At 71.1% G+C, this 21,127-nt stretch carries 17 protein-coding genes; 12 read left to right on the top strand and 5 right to left on the bottom strand.

Going from position 1 to position 21,127, the window contains the following annotated elements:
* The first annotated feature begins 10 nt into the window (after positions 1–10).
* From AC1DWC_RS18765 to AC1DWC_RS18750, 4 genes are all read left to right on the top strand, one after another.
* A complete protein-coding gene (locus AC1DWC_RS18765; RefSeq protein WP_477910413.1) occupies positions 11–3,421 on the top strand; it encodes a BTAD domain-containing putative transcriptional regulator in 3,411 nt (1,136 codons plus the stop codon).
* A gap of 122 nt (positions 3,422–3,543) precedes the next feature.
* A complete protein-coding gene (locus tag AC1DWC_RS18760) occupies positions 3,544–4,929 on the top strand; it encodes an FAD-binding oxidoreductase (RefSeq protein ID WP_477910411.1) in 1,386 nt (461 codons plus the stop codon).
* A 215-nt stretch (positions 4,930–5,144) separates the two neighbouring features.
* Entirely contained in the window at positions 5,145–5,810 is a 666-nt protein-coding gene (locus tag AC1DWC_RS18755; protein ID WP_477910409.1) for a DUF5602 domain-containing protein, read from the top strand.
* 42 nt (positions 5,811–5,852) lie between these two features.
* Positions 5,853–6,764 carry an aminotransferase class IV gene (locus tag AC1DWC_RS18750; RefSeq protein WP_477910407.1) on the top strand — a complete coding sequence of 304 codons (912 nt, stop codon included), beginning with the start codon at positions 5,853–5,855 and terminating at the stop codon, positions 6,762–6,764.
* Between the two features lie 26 nt (positions 6,765–6,790).
* Here AC1DWC_RS18750 and AC1DWC_RS18745 read toward each other — a convergent pair whose 3' ends face one another.
* Positions 6,791–7,108 (bottom strand): hypothetical protein, encoded by a 318-nt coding sequence (locus AC1DWC_RS18745; protein WP_477910405.1) that lies wholly within the window; start codon positions 7,106–7,108, stop codon positions 6,791–6,793.
* 103 nt (positions 7,109–7,211) lie between these two features.
* Here AC1DWC_RS18745 and AC1DWC_RS18740 point away from each other — a divergent pair, with 103 nt between their 5' ends.
* Both AC1DWC_RS18740 and AC1DWC_RS18735 read left to right on the top strand, forming a co-directional pair.
* Complete coding sequence (locus tag AC1DWC_RS18740) at positions 7,212–10,109, top strand: DEAD/DEAH box helicase (RefSeq protein ID WP_477910403.1); 2,898 nt, start codon at positions 7,212–7,214, stop codon at positions 10,107–10,109.
* Positions 10,106–10,891, top strand: a complete 786-nt coding sequence (locus AC1DWC_RS18735; RefSeq protein ID WP_477910401.1) for an SWIM zinc finger family protein — start codon at positions 10,106–10,108, stop codon at positions 10,889–10,891. The genes AC1DWC_RS18740 and AC1DWC_RS18735 overlap by 4 nt, the downstream gene beginning before the upstream one ends.
* A gap of 14 nt (positions 10,892–10,905) precedes the next feature.
* Here AC1DWC_RS18735 and AC1DWC_RS18730 read toward each other — a convergent pair whose 3' ends face one another.
* Complete coding sequence (locus AC1DWC_RS18730; protein WP_072846447.1) at positions 10,906–11,685, bottom strand: SDR family NAD(P)-dependent oxidoreductase; 780 nt, start codon at positions 11,683–11,685, stop codon at positions 10,906–10,908.
* A gap of 165 nt (positions 11,686–11,850) precedes the next feature.
* Here AC1DWC_RS18730 and AC1DWC_RS18725 point away from each other — a divergent pair, with 165 nt between their 5' ends.
* From AC1DWC_RS18725 to AC1DWC_RS18705, 5 genes are read left to right on the top strand one after another with little or no spacing between them, the layout of a single operon-like run.
* The gene (locus AC1DWC_RS18725; protein ID WP_477910398.1) at positions 11,851–13,356 is read left to right on the top strand and encodes a CoA-acylating methylmalonate-semialdehyde dehydrogenase; all 1,506 of its coding nucleotides are present in this window, start codon (positions 11,851–11,853) and stop codon (positions 13,354–13,356) included.
* A 7-nt stretch (positions 13,357–13,363) separates the two neighbouring features.
* Positions 13,364–14,512, top strand: coding sequence for an isobutyryl-CoA dehydrogenase (locus tag AC1DWC_RS18720; protein WP_477910396.1), 1,149 nt, complete (start codon positions 13,364–13,366; stop codon positions 14,510–14,512).
* 40 nt (positions 14,513–14,552) lie between these two features.
* A complete protein-coding gene (locus tag AC1DWC_RS18715) occupies positions 14,553–15,644 on the top strand; it encodes an enoyl-CoA hydratase/isomerase family protein (protein ID WP_477910394.1) in 1,092 nt (363 codons plus the stop codon).
* Between the two features lie 26 nt (positions 15,645–15,670).
* Positions 15,671–16,585, top strand: a complete 915-nt coding sequence (mmsB, locus tag AC1DWC_RS18710; protein WP_477910392.1) for a 3-hydroxyisobutyrate dehydrogenase — start codon at positions 15,671–15,673, stop codon at positions 16,583–16,585.
* A complete protein-coding gene (locus tag AC1DWC_RS18705) occupies positions 16,582–17,358 on the top strand; it encodes an enoyl-CoA hydratase (RefSeq protein ID WP_477910390.1) in 777 nt (258 codons plus the stop codon). Before mmsB ends, AC1DWC_RS18705 begins: the two co-directional genes overlap by 4 nt.
* Positions 17,359–17,402: 44 nt before the next feature.
* Here AC1DWC_RS18705 and AC1DWC_RS18700 read toward each other — a convergent pair whose 3' ends face one another.
* The 3 genes from AC1DWC_RS18700 to AC1DWC_RS18690 form a co-directional block, all read right to left on the bottom strand.
* A complete protein-coding gene (locus tag AC1DWC_RS18700) occupies positions 17,403–18,179 on the bottom strand; it encodes a DUF7159 family protein (protein ID WP_072846442.1) in 777 nt (258 codons plus the stop codon).
* 107 nt (positions 18,180–18,286) lie between these two features.
* Positions 18,287–18,820, bottom strand: coding sequence for a MarR family winged helix-turn-helix transcriptional regulator (locus AC1DWC_RS18695; protein WP_072846441.1), 534 nt, complete (start codon positions 18,818–18,820; stop codon positions 18,287–18,289).
* Positions 18,821–18,924: 104 nt separating this feature from the next.
* Positions 18,925–19,737 carry an SDR family NAD(P)-dependent oxidoreductase gene (locus AC1DWC_RS18690; RefSeq protein ID WP_477910387.1) on the bottom strand — a complete coding sequence of 271 codons (813 nt, stop codon included), beginning with the start codon at positions 19,735–19,737 and terminating at the stop codon, positions 18,925–18,927.
* Between the two features lie 112 nt (positions 19,738–19,849).
* On the opposite strand from AC1DWC_RS18690, the gene AC1DWC_RS18685 reads away from it, so the two are divergent.
* A complete protein-coding gene (locus tag AC1DWC_RS18685; RefSeq protein ID WP_477910385.1) occupies positions 19,850–21,034 on the top strand; it encodes an MFS transporter in 1,185 nt (394 codons plus the stop codon).
* Positions 21,035–21,127 lie beyond the last annotated feature (93 nt).

Genomic DNA, 21,127 nt, shown 5'->3' with positions numbered 1-21,127 from the left:
GAGCGCGCGGATGATCTATCGACTGCTCGGACCGCTCGAAGTGGCTCGCACCGACACCGGCGAGCAGGCTCTCGATCTGGGACCGCGGAAGCAACGCACGGTTCTCGCGGTCCTGCTGCTCAGCAGGGGACGCGTGGTGTCCACCGATCGCCTGATCGACGCGCTGTGGCGGGACGAGGCTCCCGCGAGCGCGACGGCGAGCCTCCAGGCGTACATCTCGAATCTGCGACGGGCGCTCCGCGGTGCGAGCGGCGACACGTCGCCCATCGTGCGTCAACCGCCCGGGTACGTTCTCGACGTCTCGGCCGACCAGGTCGACCTGTCCACCTTCCTCGCGGACGCGGAGGCAGCGCGAGGGTTTGCCGAGGCCGGCGAGTGGGACAGCGTGCTGACGACGGCCGATCGAGCGCTGGCCACGGTGCGGGGCCGACTGCTCGAGGACCTGAGCGACGAACACTGGATGCAGGCGGAGGCTGCCGCCTTCGACGAGGCGCGCACTGAGTGCCGGGAGACCCGTATCACCGCGCTCCTCGCCCTGGGACGCCTGCCGCCCGCTCTCGTCGAGGCTGCCCAGTTGGCCGGCGAATTTCCGTTTCGAGACCGGACCTGCTGGCTCCGGATGCTCGCGTCGCACCGGGCCGGCCGGTCGTCGGAGGCGTTGGAACAGTTCCGGCTGCACGCCGACCGGCTGGACTCCGAGTTGGGTCTGGTGCCGGGCGCCGAGCTGCAGGCCCTTCAGGGGGCGATCCTGCGGCACGACCCGAGTCTGGCGGCCTGGCCTCGGACCCCCGGATGGACGGGGGCAGAGCAGGTTCCGGTGCCAGACCCGTCGTTCACGGGCGCGGCCGGACCGGGCGAGGCCGGCGCCGCGGCGCCGCGGCGGGTGTTCGTCGGACGCGGAACCGAGACCGAGATGGTCGAGCGCATGCTCGACGACGTCCGCCACGGGGCGAGCCGGTGGTTGGTCCTGACCGGCCCCGCCGGGATCGGCAAGACCCGGTTCGCGGAGGAGTGTGCGGCGAGAACCGTGTCGGTCGGGGGAACCGCGGTGTGGGCTCGTTGCCCGGAGGACGACGGTGCCCCGGCGTGGTGGCCGATCCGTCGGATGGTGACTGAGGTCGGTGGCGACGGGGACACGGTGCTGATCCCACCGACCGATGTCGATCCGGACGAGGCGCGGTTCGCCGTGTACGAGCGGGTGCTGGCGGCGATCGAGTCCGCGGCGGAGGGCACACCCGCGCTGACCGTCATCGTCGACGACATCCAGTGGGCCGACCCGACGTCGCTGCGGTGCCTGACGTATCTGGTCGGCGCACTTCGCGACCGCCCCGTGTGGTTCGTGGTGACGGTCCGCGACTCCGAGATCGGGACAGTGGTACCCCGGTTCGTGGACGCGGTGCTTCGGGGGGAGGGCAATCGGCACATCGCGGTGCCGGCACTGGCCGAGGACGAGGTCGACGCGCTGGCCAGCTATGTCGCCGGTGAGCAGCTGAGCCCGGTCGAGGTGCGCATGCTCGCGGACCGGACCGGAGGTAACCCGTTGTTCGTCTCCGAGTACGCGCGACTGCCCCGGGACGAGCGTCTCGGCGACGGGATACCCATGGCCGTCCGCTCGGTTCTGGGCCGCCGCCTCGCGGCCGTGGAACCGGCGGTGCTGCAGGTCCTTCGGGTTGCGGCCGTCCTCGGTGACGCGGTCGAGGTGGACGTCCTCGCCGCCGCCACCCGGCTCGACACGAACACGCTGGCCGACTACCTCGACGATGCGGCCGACGAACGAATCATCGTGTCCGCCCCCGGATCCGGTGGGTACGTCTTTGCCCACGGGCTGCTTCGGGACGAGGTGCTGGCGGCCATACCGGCGTTGCGTCGACAACGTATCCACGCGCGCGTTGCCGAGGTGCTGGCGGCCTCGTCCGATGCCGACCGATCGAGCCGGCGGGCCCAGCACCTGTGCTCCGCACTGCCGTTGGTGGATCCGCGCGAGGTGCTCGACGCGTGCACGGCCGCCGCCCGAGAGGCGACGGAGCGGTGGAGTTCCGAGACCGCCGCGCACTGGTGGGAGGCCGCGGTGCAGGCCTTCGACCTGCTGTCCGCGTCGGAGCAGTCCGCGGGCGACCGCGACGACCTGCTGGTGGCGCGGGTTGAGGCGCTGGCGAGGGCCGGTCGCGGGCAGACGGTCCTCGACGTTGTCGATGCCGGTCTGCTCGATGCGGTGCGGGAGGGGCGGACGTCGGCCGCAGGGAGGCTGGCCGCGGCTCTGCTGCGGGCGGCCGGCGCGTGGCCGTGGGTGTCGTACGGCCGTGATCCCGGCCCGCTGCTCGAGCGCCTCGCCGCACTGGAGTTGTTCGTCGAATCCGATCCGGTCGCGCACACGCGGGTCCTCGCCGCACTCGCCGTCGGCAGCTGCTATCACCCGAATTCGGCGGTGCCCGAGGAGATGAGCCGTCGGTCACTCGAGCTCGCTCGCACTCACGGTGATCCCGACGTGGTGGCCGATGCACTGCTGGGACGGATACTCCTCTTCTCGGGTGTGGCACGCCGCAGTCGTGAATCAGTCGAGTTGTTGACCGAGCTTCTCCAACTGCCACACCAGCAGTCGCGGGTCGACGATGTCATTGCGCACACTGTCGCGTCCATGACGCAGTTGAATCTGGCCGATACCGAGGCCGCCGCCGCGCACGTGCGCCAGGGCATCATCGGTTGCGACCTGTTGCGCCTACCTGTGGTTCGAGTCCAGCTGCGATGGATGGAAGGCACGCTCGCGGAATGGCGCGGTGATTTCGAATGGACCGCGCGACAGTACGACACGGCCCGGCAGATTCACCTGAAAACCGAGCTGTACACCGCGGGCAGTGACGATCTCGCCCTGAACAGTCTGAAGTGGGCGCAGGGTGAGCTGGCCGACACGGTGCCCGGCTTCGTCGAGCCGAGGGCCTGGGACATCGCGATCGCGGCGGCGAGGGGGGACCGGCGGGCCGCGGCCGACGGTATCGCGCGCTGGACATCGGATCCGGGACCGAACGTGTGGACCACACTGGGACATCAGACGTTGATCGCCCACGTCATCGCCGACCTGTCCCTGACCGAGTACGGCGAGAAGTTCCTCGGACTCCTCTCGCCCTTCACCGACCGGATCGCGAACGTCGGGCAGGTGGGGGTCATCGGTGCGGTGGCGGAGGCGTCCGCGCGTCTGCACGCGATGCTCGGCCGGATCGAGCACGCATCGACGTTGCTCGACCGCGCGGAGGAGATCTGTTCCAGAACCTCCGGCGCCCCGACTCTCCTGCGGTGCAGGCTGCTTCGCGCGCAGCTCATGTCCGACTCCGCCTACCACAGCCGGGAGTTGGCCGCGGTGGTCGACGAAGCCGAACACCGCGGCATGCGGGCGGTTGCATCGCAGGCGCGCTCGCTCCTCGACTGAGCCGGGCCGTCGGGCTTGGCGAAACCTTGGATCCGTTCCGATCTGCGGGCCAAGAACCAGCCAAGTGGTTTCGGCCATCGTTTCCTCACCGCCCGAGAGCGGACGAGGAGAGGAAGCCCCAGATGGACCTTCAGGCCCCCACGATCGATGCGGCAGTCGAGAACCTGCGCGCCGTCGTCTCCGGATCGGTCGCGCTCCCCGGAGAACCCGGATACGAGTTGGCAACGCCGTGGAACCTGGCAGTGCCGGTGTCCCCGCGGGCGGTGGTGGCGGTGGCCGACGCCGGCGACGTGGTCGCCACCGTTCGGTTCGCGGCCGAGCACGGAATGCGGGTCGCCGTCCAACGCACCGGCCACGGTGCCGTCGCGCTGGACGGTGACGTTCTTCTCGTCCACACCGGCCGGCTCGACGAGTGCGTCGTCGATCCCGGCACCCGCAGCGCCCGGGTCGGTGCGGGTGCCATCTGGCAGGACGTCATCGACGCCGCCGCGCCCCACGGACTGGCGCCGCTGACCGGATCGTCCGCGACCGTCGGGGTCGCCGGCTTCCTGACCGGCGCGGGAATCGGCCCGTTGGTACGGACCTACGGGCTGTCCTCCGACCATGTGCGGGCGTTCGACGTCGTCACCGGCGACGGCGAGTTCCTGCGAGTGACACCCGACGAGCATGCCGAGCTGTTCTGGGGCCTGCGCGGCGGCAAGGGCACACTGGGGATTGTCACGGCGGTCGAGATCGATCTGCTGCCGCTCACCGATGTCTACGGCGGCGCGCTCTACTTCGACGGTGCCGACGCCGCCGCCGTGGCGCACGCGTGGCTCGACTGGTGCGTCGACCTGCCCGAGCACAGTTCGACGTCGATCGCGTTCCTGCAACTTCCGGCGCTGCCGCAGGTGCCGCCGCCAATCGCCGGGCGAATGACACTGGCGGTCCGCTTCGCGAGCGTCGCGCCCGCCGGCGAGGCCGAGGCGCTCGTTGCCCGTCTACGCGGCGTGGCGACACCGCTGATCGATGCCGTGGACGTGCTGCCCTGCGTGGCGATCTCGGCGATCCACGCGGACCCGGTCGACCCGATGCCCACGCACGAGTTCAGCGGGCTCACCCGAGACCTGCCACACGAGGCCGTCGACGCACTGCTCGCGGTCGCCGGCCCGGGATCCGGCTCGCCGCAGACCGTCGTCGAGCTGCGCCTGCTCGGTGGTGCGTTGGCCCGAGAGCCCCGGCACCGCAGCGCCTTCTGCCATCGCGACGCGTCGTTCGCGCTGCTGGCCGTCGGAGTTCTGGCTCCGCCGATCGCGGACGCGGTCGTCGACCACGCCCACGTCATCGAGCGGGCGTTGGCTCCCTGGACCACCGGGCGCACTCTGCCCAACTTCGCGGCGACTGCCGACCCCGAGCGGATTGCCCGGTGCTACGACGAGGACACCGCGCACTGGCTCGGCGCCCTGGCGAACGAGCACGACCCGGACGGCGTGCTGCGGGTCGGCCAGGTCATGCGCAGACCGCTGTGAACACCCGTTTCCGGCCCGCGCGACCCAGGCAACTCGAGAGGCACACCATGAGTAGATCCCGGACCGTTCTCTGCACGGCAGTCGCTGCCTGCGCTGCACTGACACTCGGCGGGTGCGCGGCGCCGTCGACACCGCACGCGCACGGCGGGGCGGTCAGCCCGGGCCCCGTCCCGGCGGGAACCCTGCTGGGGGCGGAAAGTACTCTGGGACAGGGGATGTCGCGGACCTACGTGGTCAGCGACAACGACGGGAATCCCAGCGAGGTCGGCATCCGGATCTCGGCGGCCGCACTCGAGGGACTGCCCGACGGCCCGGACGCGACCAGCCAGATGTCGATGCTCGCGCTGCCCGAGGGCGCGCCCGCGACCGGCTTCGACCACGTCATGCTGGACTGGAATCCGCACGGCCACGAGCCCCAGGTGCTTTTCGGCAAGCCGCATTTCGACATGCACTTCTACACGGGCGCCGTGCAGGGCGACATCGATCCGGCCACACCCGACTTCGCCGAGCGGGCCGCCAGGATGCCGGCGGCGAAGTACATTCCGCAGGGGTACGTGCCGCCGCCGGGACCCGCGGCCGCCAACACCGTGCCGTTCATGGGAATGCACTGGACCGACGCCGCCGACGCCGCCATCCCGGGTTCCTTCGACTTCACCGAGGTGCTGATCAACGGGTCGTGGGACGGGAAGTTCACCTTCATCGAACCGATGATGACCCGGGAGTGGTTGAGGACCAAGCCGTCGTTGCGCGAGGACGTGAAGCAGCCGGCGTCGTACCAGAGCGACGGCTACTACCCGACCGTCTACTCCGTCGACTTCGACGATCAGGCAGACGAGTACGTCATTGCCCTCGGCGGCCTGACGATGCGTCAGGCGTCGTAAAACCGGTATCAGCGCACGGGCTCACACCGGTAGCATCCCGCCATGGCCATCCCACATCCCCACGTGTACTTCGGCGACCGGATCGTCGACGCCGCCCAGGCTTCGCTCGGCATCGCGACCTCGGCTGTGCTGTACGGCCTGAGCGTCTACACCGTGTTCCCGGTGCACGTCGACGGCTCGGCACGCTCGGCCTTCCGGTTGCGGGACCACTACCGACGCCTCGTCGAGTCGTGCCGGATCATCGGCATGGACACCTTCGAGGCGGACTGGGACTACGAGCGGTTCGTGGCCGCGGCCACCGAGGTGGTGGCGGCGAACGGGCCCGAGGCGGACGCATTCGTGCGGGTCAGCGTGCACGTCGACGAGTCCATCCCCGGTACCCGGGTGCGCGGATGCCACACCCTGGTGAGCATGTTCGTCTACGACGCGGTGCCGATCGTGCCGCAGCACGGGATGCGCCTGAAGACCAGCACCTGGCGCCGCATCCCCGACGATGCGATCCCGTCCCGGGCGAAGGTCAACGGGGCGTACGTCAACTCGGTGCTGGCCAAGCAGGACGCCATCGACGCCGGTTACGACGACGCCATCTTCCTCGACGGCAACGGTCACGTGTGTGAGCTCAGCGCCGCCAATATCTTCCTCGTCCGCGACGACACGTTGATCACCCCCGACGTCTCGTGCGACATCCTCGACGGCATCAACCGGCGCACCGTGCTGACGCTCGCGGCCGAGGACGGCATCGAGGTCGTGGAGCGGACAGTCGACCTCACCGAGCTGTACATCGCCGACGAGGTGTTCGTCACCGGCACCTCGGCGGGCGTCGCCCCGGTCGTCGAGGTCGACGGTCGCCGGGTGGGTTCGGGCGTGCCGGGACCGGTGTGCGAGGCGTTGCGCAAGCGGCACGCCGCGGTGCTGCGGGCCGACCCGGCGCACGGCTGGGTCACCGCGATCTGACGGTTCGGCCGGACGGGTGGCGAGCGTCAGGGGAGTGGGAACTTGGTTGCAATGACGGAATCCCGGTCGGAACCGTCGTGGCCGATCATCCACGAGCCGCCCTGCCGCTCGCAGTCGGCGATCTTGTCGAAGATCCGCAGCAGGAAGTAGATGGAGTCGTCGGGGTTGGGAGTCAGCGCGAGCTGATGTGACTCGCCTTGCCGGGCCATGTCGAGCCACACGCCGGACTGCCCGTCCAGTCGCATCCCGACGACGTGCGCGCTGTCGACGAACTGGTACCGGCGTTCCTGCCATGGCGTGCCGTGCGGGTACCCCTGCTCGAGGACCTGGATCAGTATGGTCATCGTCGCGCTCCCGATGTAGTCGACAGTCGCCATTATTCCGCTGGTCAGGGCGACAAATCCAGTGCCGGCGCGGCCTGTCTGCGGCGGGTGATTGGATGGTGCGGTGGTGCACGCGCTCTGGACTCCCGGCTCGGGCCTGCTGCTGTGGCGAGACGCGGGCGCGGCCGAGCCGGCCCTCGACCCGGACGAGCTGCCCGAGGCGCTGCAGCGGGCGCTCACCCGGAAGTTCCGCCACCGGGTCACCGTCTCGCTGCCCAACGGCGACGGCACCCTCGCCGACGTCACGGTGCCCGCGCTCGCCCTGGCACCGGATGCCGCGGCGGAACTCCTGCTGAACCTGTCGCTCGGCCCGGTCACCGGTGCGGCCGCGGTCTCCGGTGACCTCCGCTTCCTCGCCCACGTCGCGCGGGGCATCCACCGGTGGTCGCGGGCGGGCCGGGTGGTGCCGGACCTGCAGCGCGCGGACGGCCAGTGGTGGGTGCGCTGGCAGCTGGTCGGCGGCGAGCGGCAGCGTGCCTGGGTCTCCGAACTCGCCGTCGCCATGCCCCCGGTGCTCCGGGTCTCCGGCGGCGGACGGAAGGCGCTCGAAGACCTGATCTTCGAACTCACCGACCCGATCGTCCGGCGGATGCTCGGCAATCAGTCCGCCGCCCACCCCGGTGAGCACCCGATGCTGCTGGCGCTGGCCACCGAGACCCCGTTCGAGGAGGGCACCCAGCAGATCGCCAACGAGCTGCAGCAGTGGCGCAGCACCCTCGCGGTCGACGAACCCGAACTGGTGCTGCGGCTGATCGAACCCGAGGACGACGGTGCAGTCCAGGACGGGCAGGCCGGGCCGTCGGGCGCCGCGGACGGCCAGGACCCCGATCCGCTGTGGCGACTCGAGGTCTGCCTGCGCCCGACCGGGGAGGCGCCCCGCCCGGTGCCCGTCCACCTCGCCGACCCCGACGCGGTCCGGATGGGGATGCGCAAGCTCGGCGAGGCGATGACCGCCTACCCCCGGCTGCGCGGACTGCCGTCGGACCCCCGCAGCCTCGACCTGCTGCTCCCGCTCGCCGTGGTCACCGACCTGGTCGCGCACGGCGCCCGCGAGCTCGCCGAGGCCGGCATCACGCTGCTGCTCCCGCGCGCCTGGAGCGTGGTCGCCCCGTCGCTGCGGCTGCGGGTCACCAGCCCGTCGGTGCTGGTCGACACCGACGACCGGGCGGTGGGGCTGAACCAGCTGGTGGCCTACAACTGGGAACTCGCGCTCGGCGACGTGGTGCTCACCGCACGCGAGATGGCGGAGCTGACGCGCACCAAGTCCGACCTGGTGAAACTGCGCGGACAGTGGGTGCAGGCCCAGGGCGGCGCGCTCGCGGACGCCATCGCCTACGTCACCAAGCGCGGCTCCGGCGACGACTCGACCCTGGCCGACCTGCTCGGCGAGCTCGCGGTCCAGGGCGCGCCGCCGATCCCGGTCGACGAGATCACTTCCACGGGTTGGGTTGCGGGCCTGCTGGATTCGGACGTCGCGCCGGTCAAGATCCCCGCCCCGCCCGGACTCGAGGCGACGCTGCGCCCCTACCAGCGGCGCGGCCTGGACTGGCTCGCGTACATGAGCGGCCTCGGCCTCGGCGGCATCCTCGCCGACGACATGGGCCTCGGCAAGACCGTGCAGTTGCTGGCGCTGCTGGCCCACGAGCAGGCCACCGGCGCCGAGGGGCCGACGCTGCTGGTGTGCCCGATGTCGGTGGTCGGCAACTGGCAACGCGAGGCCGCCCGCTTCACCCCGGGCCTGCGGGTCCACGTCCACCACGGCGCGGACCGGCTGCGGGGGGACGACCTCGGCGCCGTCGTCGCCGGACACGACCTCGTGGTCACCACCTACGCGCTGCTCGCGAGGGACGTGGAGGTGCTGCGCGAGTTGCAGTGGCGCCGCGTGGTTCTCGACGAGGCGCAGCACATCAAGAACTCTGCGACCGCGCAGGCCCGGGCGGCCCGGGCCATCCCGGCGGCGCACCGGCTGGCCCTGACCGGAACACCGGTCGAGAACCGGCTCGACGAGCTGCGCTCGATCCTGGACTTCGCGAACCCGAGGATGCTCGGCAGCCCGCAGCAGTTCCGGGCCCGCTTCGCCATCCCCATCGAGCGCTCGCACGACGAGACGGCGCTGACCCGGCTGCGGACCGTCACCTCGCCGTTCGTGCTGCGCCGGGTGAAGACCGATCCCGAGGTGATCTCCGACCTGCCCGAGAAGTTCGAGATGACGGTGCGGGCCAACCTCACCGCCGAGCAGGCCGCGCTCTACAAGGCGGTGCTCGACGACATGATGGCCAAGCTGAAGGACAAGGAGGGCGTCGCCCGCAAGGGGGCGGTGCTCGCCGCGCTGACCCGGCTCAAGCAGGTCTGCAACCACCCCGCGCACTTCCTCGGCGACGGCTCGCCGGTGCTGCGGCGCGGCCGGCACCGGTCGGGGAAGCTCGGCCTGGTCGAGGACATCGTCGACTCGGTGCTGGCGGACGGCGAACGGGTGCTGCTGTTCACCCAGTTCCGGGAGTTCGGGGCGATCGTCGCCCCGTACCTGGCCGAACGGTTCGGCACCGAGGTGCCGTTCCTGCACGGCGGCGTCGCGCGCGGCCGGCGGGACGCGATGGTCCACGACTTCCAGGCCGGCAGCGACGGCGGCTCCCCTCCGATCATGCTGCTCTCGCTCAAGGCCGGCGGCACCGGCCTCAACCTCACCGCCGCCAACCACGTCGTGCACCTGGACCGGTGGTGGAACCCGGCGGTGGAGAACCAGGCCACCGACCGGGCGTTCCGGATCGGGCAGCGCCGCGACGTGCAGGTCCGCAAGCTGGTCTGCGTCGGCACCCTGGAGGAACGGATCGACGCGATGCTCGGCAACAAGGCGGAACTGGCCGACCTCGCGGTGCAGACCGGGGAGAACTGGATCACCGAGATGAGCAACGACGAACTGCGCGCCCTGATGACGCTCGGCGACGAGGCGGTGGGGGAATGACCGGCACGCGGCGCGGCGGGGACTTCGGCCAGCTCGGCCGGCCCCGGCGGGCAAGCGGCGGCGTCACGGCGGTGTCGCGTCGCGGGGCCTTCGCCCAGTCCTGGTGGGGCCGGGCGCTGGTGACCTCGATGGAGCGGATCTCCGACCCGGGCCGGCTGGCGCGGGGGCGCAGCTACGCGCGCGCCGGTCAGGTGATCAGCTTCCGGGTCGCGCCCGGTGCGGTGGTCGGGGAGGTGCAGGGCAGCCAGGTGGACCCGTTCACCGCGACGTTCACGCTGCGACGCCTCGAGCCCGAGGCGGTGGACGCGCTGGTCGACCGGGTGCGGTCCACCCCCGGCATGCTGGCCGCGCTGGCGTCGGGCTCGGTCCCGCGGGAACTGGCGGACCTGCTGCTGCCCACCGAGTCCGGCGAGCTGGACTTCGGGTGCACCTGCCCCGACCAGGGTTGGCCGTGCAAGCACGCGGCGGCGATCGTGTACCTCGCGGCGGAGCGGCTCGACAACAACCCGCTGGTGATGCTGACGCTGCGTGGCCTGGACCTCGACACCCTGATCCGCGGTCTCGACGACGAGGAGGCGGACCCGGCCCTCGACCTCGACGACTACTTCGGCGACCGGATCGAACTGCCGGGGTTGCCGCAGGCGGACTTCCGACCGGCCCCCGACGACCTCGCCCCGGCGCCGCTACGCAAGGCGCTGCGGGCGGCCGGGGTCGAGGAACGCGTCGTCGCCGACGCGGCGCACCAGCTGGCCGGCTACTACCGCGCGCTCGGCGGGGAGTAGCCGGCCGGCTGGGGTCAGCGCTGCGAGGAGATGTTGCCGCCGTCGACCACCAGCTCGCTGGCGGTGATGTAGCTGGCCTCGTCGGAGAGCAGGAAACGCACCGCCCGGCCGACCTCCTCGGGCCGGCCGAGGCGGCCGAGAAGGATGCGGCGCTCGAACGTGCCCTCGGGCAGCAGGTCCACGGTGGGCTGCAGCATCGGGGTGAGGATCTGTCCGGGCGAGACGCAGTTGATGCGGATGCCGTCCGGGCCGAGTCGGTCCGCAAGCGAGCGGACCATGGCCAGCATGCCGCCCTTGGCGGCGCTGTACACCGGGTTGATCGCGTTGCCGAGGGTGGCGTTGATCGAGGCGATGCCGACGACCGCCGATCCCGGGTTCGCGGTGAAGTCCGGCATCAGCTCCTTGACCAGCAGGATCAGCGGACGCAGGTGGGTGTTGATGCCGAGGTCCCAGACGTCGACCGTGACGCCCTCGAGCGAACCGGTGTCCACGACGCCGGCGGCGTGCACCAGGCCGCCGATCTTCGGCAGCGCCGCGCGGGTGGTCGCCAGGGCGTCGGCGTAGAGCGCGGGGTCGCTGAGGTCGACCCCGACGCCGATCGCGTCGACACCGAACTCGGCGGCGATCTCGGCCGCACCGGACTTGGCCCGGGTCTCGTTGATGTCCCACAGGGCGACGGGGCGACCGGCCTCGGCGAGCGCGCGGGCGGACGCCAGTCCGATGCCGGAGGCGCCGCCGGTGACGATCACCGCGGTGGTGGGGGAGGCGAGGTTGGAGACGGGTGATTCAGGCATGTCCCGACACTCCGCCAGCCCCGGGGGTGACGCAATCCCTGTTTCCCACTGAGCGGCCACGGCAACCCTAGACATACATGGACATCCAACTATAGGATGGCAATGTATTCAGACAGTGCTGCGCGACGACGCCGCGGGCTTCCTCATGAGGACGGGTTGAAGAAAATGGTTCGTGAGCTAACTCATTTCATCGGCGGCAAGGCCGTCGCAGGCACCTCCGGCAAGTTCGGTGACGTCTTCGACCCGAACACCGGCCAGGTGCAGTCCCGGGTGCCGCTGGCCAGCAAGTCCGAGGTCGAGGCCGTCGTCACCAACGCCGCCGAGGCGCAGCGCGAGTGGGCGGCGTTCAACCCGCAGAAGCGGGCCCGCGTGCTGATGAAGTTCGTCGCGCTCGTCAACGACGAGATGGACTCGCTCGCGGCGCTGCTCTCCTCCGAGCACGGCAAGACCATCCCCGACGCCAAGGGCGACATCCAGCGCGGCCTCGAGGTGATCGAGTTCGCCATCGGCATCCCGCACCTGCTCAAGGGCGAGTACACCGACAGCGCCGGCACCGGCATCGACGTCTACTCGATGCGTCAGCCGCTCGGCGTCGTCGCCGGCATCACGCCGTTCAACTTCCCGGCGATGATCCCGCTGTGGAAGGCCGGTCCGGCGCTGGCCTGCGGCAACGCGTTCGTGCTCAAGCCGTCCGAGCGGGACCCCTCGGTGCCGCTGCGGCTCGCGGAACTGTTCCTCGAGGCGGGCCTGCCCGCCGGCGTGTTCAACGTCGTCAACGGCGACAAGGAGGCCGTCGACGCGCTGCTGCACGACCCGCGCGTCAAGGCCGTCGGCTTCGTCGGCTCCACCCCGATCGCGCAGTACATCTACGAGACCGCCACCGCCAACGGCAAGCGCGCGCAGTGCTTCGGCGGCGCCAAGAACCACGCCATCGTGATGCCCGACGCGGACCTCGACGACGTCGCGGACCAGCTGATCGGCGCCGGCTACGGTTCCGCCGGCCAGCGCTGCATGGCCATCTCGGTGGCCGTGCCGGTCGGCGAGGAGACCGCGGACAAGCTGGTCGAGAAGCTCACCGAGCGGGTGCACAAGCTCAACGTCGGACGGTCGGACGAGAAGGGCGTCGACTTCGGCCCGCTCGTCAGCGCGGACGCCGTGAAGCGAGTCCTGGACTACACCCAGATCGCGGTCGACGAGGGCGCCGACGTGGTCGTCGACGGCCGCGAGCAGAAGATCGAGGGGGCGGGCGACGGATTCTTCGCGGGCGCAACGCTGCTCGACCGGGTGACCAAGGACATGCGGGTGTACAAGGAGGAGATCTTCGGACCCGTGCTGCTCGTCGTCCGCGCACACGACTACGAGGAGGCCCTCGCGCTGCCGTCGGACCACGAGTACGGCAACGGCGTCGCGATCTTCACCCGCGACGGCGACACCGCTCGCGACTTCGCGAGCCGTGTCGAGGTCGGCATGGTCGGCATCAACGTGCCGATCCCGGTGCCGATCGCGTACCACACCTTCGGCGGCTGGAAGGCCTCCGGTTTCGGGGACCTGAACCAGCACGGCCCGGACTCGATCCGCTTCTACACCAAGACCAAGACGATCACCCAGCGTTGGCCCTCCGGCACCAAGGAGCACGCCACGGACCACTTCGTCATCCCGACGATGGACTAGGACAGACATGTTCACCCTCACCGATGACGAGCGGGCGATCTGCGACACCGCTCGCGACTTCGCTGCGGAGTGCCTGGCGCCCAACGCAGTCGAATGGGACCAGACCAAGCACTTCCCGGTCGACGTGCTGCGCAAGGCGGCCGCGCTCGGCATGGGCGGGATCTACATCCGCGAGGACGTGGGCGGCTCGGGCCTGACCCGGCTCGACGCCGTCCGCATCTTCGAGCAGCTCGCCGCCGGCGACCCGTCGCTCGCCGCCTACGTGTCCATCCACAACATGGTCACCTGGATGATCGACTCCTACGGCACCGACGAGCAGCGACACCAGTGGGTGCCCGGGCTGTGCTCGATGGACCAGCTCGGCAGCTACTGCCTCACCGAGCCGGGTGCCGGTTCGGACGCGGCGGCCCTGAGCACCAAGGCGGTTCGCGACGGCGACGAGTACGTGCTCACCGGGGTCAAGCAGTTCATCTCTGGCGCCGGCACCTCGGACGTCTACGTGGTGATGGCCCGGACCGGCGCGGCAGGCCCGAAGGGCATCTCCGCGTTCGTCGTGCCGCGGGAGTCCGCCGGGCTCTCGTTCGGCGCCAACGAGAAGAAGATGGGCTGGAACGCGCAGCCCACCCGCCAGGTCATCCTCGACGAGGTGCGGGTGCCCGCGGCCAACCTCCTCGGCAACGAGGGCGACGGCTTCAAGATCGCGATGTCCGGGCTGAACGGCGGCCGGCTCAACATCGCCGCCTGTTCGGTCGGCGGCGCGCAGGCGGCGATGGGCAAGGCGGTCGACTACCTGGCCCAGCGCAAGGCATTCGGCGAGGCGCTGCTGGGCTCGCAGGCCCTCCAGTTCCAGCTCGCCGACATGCGCACCGAACTGGAGGCGGCGCGGACGCTGCTGTGGCGGGCCGCGGCGGCGCTCGACGAGAACGCCCCCGACAAGGTCGAACTCTGCGCGATGGCCAAGCGCTTCGCCACCGACACCGGCTTCGAGGTGGCCAACCGGGCACTGCAGATGCACGGCGGCTACGGCTATCTCGCCGAGTACGGGCTGGAGAAAATTGTCCGCGATCTGCGTGTGCACCAGATTCTCGAGGGCAGCAACGAGATCATGAGGGTTGTCATCGCGCGCGCGGTCGTCGGCTCGGCCGGCCCCGCGTGAGCGGACCGATCGATTCGACAGGAGAAGGAGAGTGCAGGCAGTGAGCGAGCCCATCGGCGAGCCGGAGGTCCTGGTCGAGGTGTCCGGCGGCCTCGGCCGGCTGGTCCTCAACCGACCCAAGGCGATCAACGCGCTCAACCACGACATGGTGCGGCAGATCGCGTCCGCGCTGATCGAGTGGGGCGACGACGAATCCGTGCACGCCGTGGTGCTGACCGGCGCGGGGGAGCGCGGCCTGTGCGCGGGCGGCGACATCGTCTCGATCTACCACGACGCCAGGACCGGCGGCGACGGCTCGCGCGACTTCTGGCGTGACGAGTACGTGCTCAACGCGGCGATCGCGTCCTACCGCAAGCCGTACGTGGCGATCATGGACGGCATCGTGATGGGCGGCGGTGTCGGCGTCTCCGCGCACGGCAGCGTCCGCATCGTCACCGAGCGCTCGATGATCGGGATGCCCGAGGTGGGCATCGGATTCGTCCCGGACGTCGGCGGCACCTTCCTGCTCTCCCGGGCCCCGGGCGAGTTGGGCACCCACATCGCGCTGACCACCGCCCGGCTCAGCGCGGGCGACGCCCTCTACTGCGGACTGGCCGACCACTTCGTCCCGTCCGACCGGCTGGACGCCTTCGTCGCAGCCCTCTCCGGCGGCGCCGTCGTGGACGCGGTGGCCGAGTTCGCGGAGCCCGCACCGGCATCCGCCCTGCAGGCGCAGCGCGAGTGGATCGACGCCGCCTACTCGGCGGACACGGTCGAGGAGATCGTCGCGCGGCTGCGTGCCCACGGGTCGCCGGACGCTGCCGCCGCGGCCGAGCAGGTGCTCGCGAAGTCGCCGACCGCGGCCAAGGTGACGCTGCGGTCGCTGCGGCAGGCCCGCGGGCAGACCAGCCTCGAGGCCGTGCTGAACGAGGAGTACCGGGTGTCGTCGGCCTGCCTGGCGTCCCACGACCTGGTCGAGGGGATCCGCGCGCAGGTGGTGGAGAAGGACCGCAACCCGAAGTGGTCGCCGGCGACGCTCGAGGACGTCACCGCCGAGCAGGTGGACGGCTTCTTCGCGGCACTCGGCGACCTCGAACTCGGGCTGCCCGAGGACGCGGCGTCGACGCGCGCCAGTGAACTGAGCACGCAGTGAACCACAATGTTGGGGAAGGAAATCAGATGAGCGCCGCAGAAAACCTCCGGATCGGTTTCGTCGGGCTCGGGCACATGGGCGGCCCGATGGCCGCGAACCTGGCCAAGTCCGGCTACGAGGTGGTCGGCTTCGACCTGGCACCCGCCGCGCTGGAACAGGCTCGGCGCGACGGCATCACGGTCGCGGACTCCGCCAACGACGCGGCCACCGGTGCCGACGTGGTCGTCACCATGCTGCCGAGCGGCAAGCACGTCCTCGACCTGTACGCCGGCGGGCTGCTCGCGGCGGCGACCCCGGGCACGCTGTTCATCGACTCGTCCACCATCGACGTGGCGGACGCCCGCGCCGCCCACGACCTCGCCGTCGCGGCGGGGCACCGCTCGGTGGACGCCCCCGTCTCCGGCGGCGTCGTCGGTGCCACGGCGGGGACCCTCGCGTTCATGGTCGGCGGCTCGGACGAGGACTTCGAGTCGGCCCGGCCGCTCCTGGACGTGATGGGCCGAAAGGTGGTGCACTGCGGCGGTCCCGGCGTCGGTCAGGCCGCCAAGATCTGCAACAACATGATTCTCGGCGTCTCGATGATCGCGATCAGCGAGGCGTTCGTGCTGGGCGAGAAGCTCGGCCTGAGCAACCAGGCGCTGTTCGACGTCGCCTCCAACGCCTCGGGCCAGTGCTGGGCGCTGAGCACCAACTGCCCGGTTCCGGGTCCGGTGCCGACCAGCCCCGCGAACAACGACTACCAGCCCGGGTTCGCCGCGGCGCTGATGGACAAGGACCTCGGCCTGGCCGCGAACGCGCTGCGCAGCAACGGCGTTCCCGGCGAACTCGGCCTGCGCGCCGCCGAGATCTACTCCCGCTTCCACCAGGAGACGGGCGGCGGACTGGACTTCTCCGCCATCGTCACCGACATCCGCAACCGTGCCGACGAGGAGAACGCGTGAGCGACTTCGAGACCATCCTGCTCGACCGGCGCGGACGCGTCGGTGTCATCACCCTGAACCGGCCGAAGGCGCTCAATGCGCTCAACGCCCAGCTGATGGGCGAGGTGGTCGCGGCGGTCGAGGAGCTCGAGCAGGACCCGGAGATCGGCGCGATCCTGATCACCGGCTCCGAGCGGGCCTTCGCCGCGGGCGCGGACATCAAGGAGATGCAGCCGAAGACCTTCGCCGACGTCTACGCGGAGGACCTGTTCACGCACTGGGACCGGCTCTCCGCGGCCCGCAAGCCGATCGTCGCGGCGGTCGCCGGATACGCCCTCGGCGGCGGCTGCGAACTGGCGATGCTGTGCGACTTCATCATTGCCGCGGACACGGCGAAGTTCGGCCAGCCGGAGATCAAGCTCGGCGTGATCCCGGGAATCGGTGGCTCGCAACGGTTGACGCGCGCGGTCGGCAAGGCGAAGGCGATGGACCTGTGCCTGACCGGGCGCAACATGGACGCCGAGGAGGCCGAGCGTGCGGGACTGGTCGCGCGGATCGTCCCGGCCGCGGACCTGCTCGACGAGGCGCTGAAGGCCGCGACAACCATCGCCGAGATGTCGCTGCCCATCGCGATGATGGCGAAGGAGGCGGTGAACCGCTCGTTCGAGACCACCCTCGCGGAGGGCGTCCGGTTCGAACGTCGGGTGTTCCACTCGACCTTCGCGACCGCCGACCAGAAGGAAGGCATGGCCGCCTTCATCGAGAAGCGGGCGCCGAACTTCACCCACCGCTGACCGGCCGGCCGCCGGTCCGGCTCGTCACCGAGTCCGGCCGGCGGCTACCAGCCCCGGGTGCCGACCGCAGAGTCGGCGGCGGCGAGGATCACCGCACCCCGCGCCGACACCGCGGCCGGCTCCGGGGCGGCGGCGACCGGGATGCGCAGCGCCGACTCGAGTTCGGCCTGCAGTGAGGGCACGCCGGCACCGCCACCGAGCAGCACCACCAGCGACGGCGCCGTCCGCGACTGCGTGGCCATGGTGCGCAGCAGCGACGCCGAGTGCGCCACCACCGGACGGACCAGCGCCGCGAGGTCGTTGTTCGTCACCACCGTGCAGGCGCCGGTGTCCGGGTCCGCCACCGTCGTCAGCCGCTCGGCCGCGAGCCTCTCCTTGACGTCCCGGCACACGGCAAGGTCCAGACGGATCCCGTTGCCCGCCACATGGTCCTGTAGCAGCCGGTCGAACTGGTCGCCGCCGACCACCGCGCTGCGCCGCGAGGCGAGCACCTCGCCCGACGCGCTGTCGGCCACGCACAGTGACAGCCCGGAGCTGCCGACGTCGTAGAGGGCGACCGTGCCGGTGCGCGGCAGCAGCCCGGTGAACCTGAGGTACCGCAGCTGCGCGGAGGTCTCGGTGAACACCCGGACGTGCTGCCGGGTGGTGGTGGCGGTGGCGTTCTCCACCACGAACGGGTCGATGCCGGTGCGCAGGGTCACCGCGGTGGCGCCGACGAGGTCGCCCTGGTCGACCGCGGCGGCCCGCAGGGTGCGGATCGCGGACATCACCGGTTCGCCGACGTCGGCTCCGGGCCGGCGCCGGACGTCGCAACGCGCCATCGGCTCGCGATGGGGGCGATCGGAATGGGCCAACACCGCCCGGGCCCCGCTCGCGCCTGCCGACACCCCGAGAACCAGCACCAACCTAGAGCTCCTCGCCTGTCATGTCACCACTTGGTGGGTGCGTCCCCGGTGTCGAAGTCCCCGGCCTCGCGGCGGAGCTCGGCGAGGATGCGCACAAGGGTGTTCAGTTTATCCGCGGACAGGCCGGGCTGAGCGAACACCTGCGAGTTGAGTTGCTCGGTGGCCCGCAAGGCCAAATCGCGTCCGGCCTCGGTGATTTCGATGAGCGTCGCGCGCCGGTCGCTCGGGTGCGGCATCCGGCGGACCAGGTGCGCGGCCTCGAGCCGGTCGACGGCGTTGGTGACGCTGGTGGGGTGAACCTGCAGTCGCGCACTGGCCTTGGCCATCGGCAGCGCGCCGCTGCGGGTGAACGTCAGCAGCGTCAGCAGTTCGTACCGGGAGAAGGTCAGGCCGCTCGGCTTGAGCACCTCCTCGACCCGGGCCATCATGATCTGCTGCGCGCGCATCAGGGAAGTGACCGCCGCCATGCCGTCGGCGACCTCGCCCCAGCCGTGCGCCTCCCACTGACGGTGGGCCTCCTCGATCGGGTCGAGTGGGAGCGGTTGCGGGCGCGACATACTCGTCATCATCCCACGAGGAGGCAGCTCCGCTGCTCGTGCGCGGGTGACGGGTCTGGGGACCCGGTAGCCGCGCACGAGCTCGCCGAGCCTGTCGGGGTGGATCAGGCAGGTGGCAGGTGGCCGGTCAGGCGGTCGGCGCGCTGCCGCAGCAGTACGTCCGCCCGCTCCCGGTCGGTGTAGATCCAGAACTCGCCGGCGGCCAGGCCGTCGAACAGCGCCTCGGCGGCCGCGTCGGGGGTGACGCCACGCTCGCGAAGGAAGGTGAGCATCCGTTGGCGCACCGCGTCGCCGGCGGGACCGTCGGCGCCCGCGTTGGCGTAGATGGCGGTGTCGACCGGGCCGGGCAGCAGGGCGGCGACCGTGACGGCGGACTCGGCCAGTTCCAACGCCAGGCACTCGGTCAACGCGAGCGCCGCGTGCTTGCTCGCGACGTACGCGGCCTGGGCGGGCATCGTGGTCACCGCGCCGATCGAGGCTGTGGTGACGATGGTGGCGGGGGTGCCGGCGGCCAGCATCCGCGGCACGAAGGCGCGGATCCCGTGGAAGACCCCGCCGACGTTGACGCCGAGCACCCGGTCGAAATGGTCGGGCTCGAGTTCCCACAGGCGCCCGGTGCTCTCGATGCCGGCGTTGTTGACCAGCAGTCGCACCGCCCCGAAGCGTTCGGCGGTCGCGGCGGCGAGGTGTTCGACGTCCGCGGCGCTGGTGACGTCGCAGCGGACGGCGAGCACCTCGGTGCCCGCGTCGGAGAGCTCGGCGGCCACGCGGTCGAGGCCGGCGCCGTCGAAGTCGGCCAGTACCAACCGCATTCCGAGCGTCGCCGCCCTACGGGAGACGGCGGCGCCGATTCCGGAGGCGGCGCCGGTGACCACCGCGGTCGTGCCCGTCAGGTCCCGCAGGTCAAGAGCAGTCATGCCCGCACGGTAGGCGAGTGTGCGTCGGGGCGGCAGCGCGTGCTCCCTGTCAGCGGGAGAGTGGGCGATCGGTGGTGGCCGGCCGGGTAGCGTGCGAGCCGAAGGAGTGATCGTGACCGAACCCAGCACCCCGTGGCGCCAGCACCGTCTGATCCACTTCGTCTTCTTCCTGATGGGCGCCGAGCTGTTCCTGAGTTCGCCGCTGCTGCCCACGATGTCGGAGGACTTCGGCACGTCGATCGCGCGCACCGCGTGGGTGGTCACCGCGTTCGGTCTGTCCTACGCCATCGCCAGTCCACTGGTCGGGGCGCTCACCGAACACCTGCCGCGTAAACGGGTGATCCTCTCCGGCATCGCGGTGTTCATGACCGGTGAGCTGCTGTGTGCGGTCGCGCCGTCGCTGGGCTGGCTGATCGGCGCCAGGGTGGTCGGCGGTGTCGGCGGCGCCCTGATCGGGCCGGCGATGTGGGCCTATCTCGCGGAGACCGCGCTGCCCAGCCATCGGGGGAAGGCGATCGCGTTCGGCGCGTCCGCGTACGCCGGTGGTCAGATCATCGGGGTGCCGCTGGCGACCTTCGTCGCGTCCGAGTCCAGTTGGCGCCTGGCCTTCGCCGCGGTCGCCGCGGGCCTCGCCGTCGCCGGCACGCTGATCTGGCTGCGGCTGCGGGAATCTCGGTCGGTCGCCGCGGCGGCGCCGAGGAGTCCCGCGGCCGCGCTGCGGTCGTCGTTCGGCCTGTGGCGGGTGCGGGTGTTCCGGACGATCATGGCCGGAAACTTCTTCCTCCAGGCGGCCCGGCTGGGCACCTACGCGTACGCGGGCGCGCTGTTCGCGTCGAAGTTCGGCTTCTCCACCGCGGTGCTCGGCCTGGTCGGCGCGCTGGTGGGCATCGGGTCGCTGGCCGGGTCGCTGGCCGCCGGCCCGCTGGTGGACTGGTGGTCGTCGAAGGGGCGTCACGTGCCGGTGCTCAACGTCGGCTGGGGCCTGCTGCTCGCGGTGGCCCTGGCCGTGGCGACGACGGCGTCGAGTTGGCAGCTCGCCCTGGCCGGGTTCGTGCTGGCGTTCTTCTCCGGGACCGGGTTCTTCAGCTCGGCGCAGGTGTACCTGACGACGGTGATGGCGGAGCGGCGCGGCGCGGCGGTGTCCTGGAACAACTCCGTGCTCTACGTCGGCAGTGGTGCCGGTACCGCGGTGCTCGGCCTCACGGCGCTGGGCGGGCAGGCCTTCGCGGCGCTGTCGGTGGTGTTCGCGCTGTGCACGGTGGGGTTCAGCGCGCGGCTCGCGTGGGCGCGGCCGTGAGGTAGACGCTCGATCATCGACCCACCGCGGTCACCTACGAATCGCCTCCGGCGGACGGACACCGGAGGCACGCGGGCATCCGATCGAACACGA

This window comes from Rhodococcus sp. P4_C10, from assembly GCF_056402135.1.
Note: the sequence above shows the minus strand (reverse complement) of the source record. Positions and strands in the feature narration are given on the sequence as shown.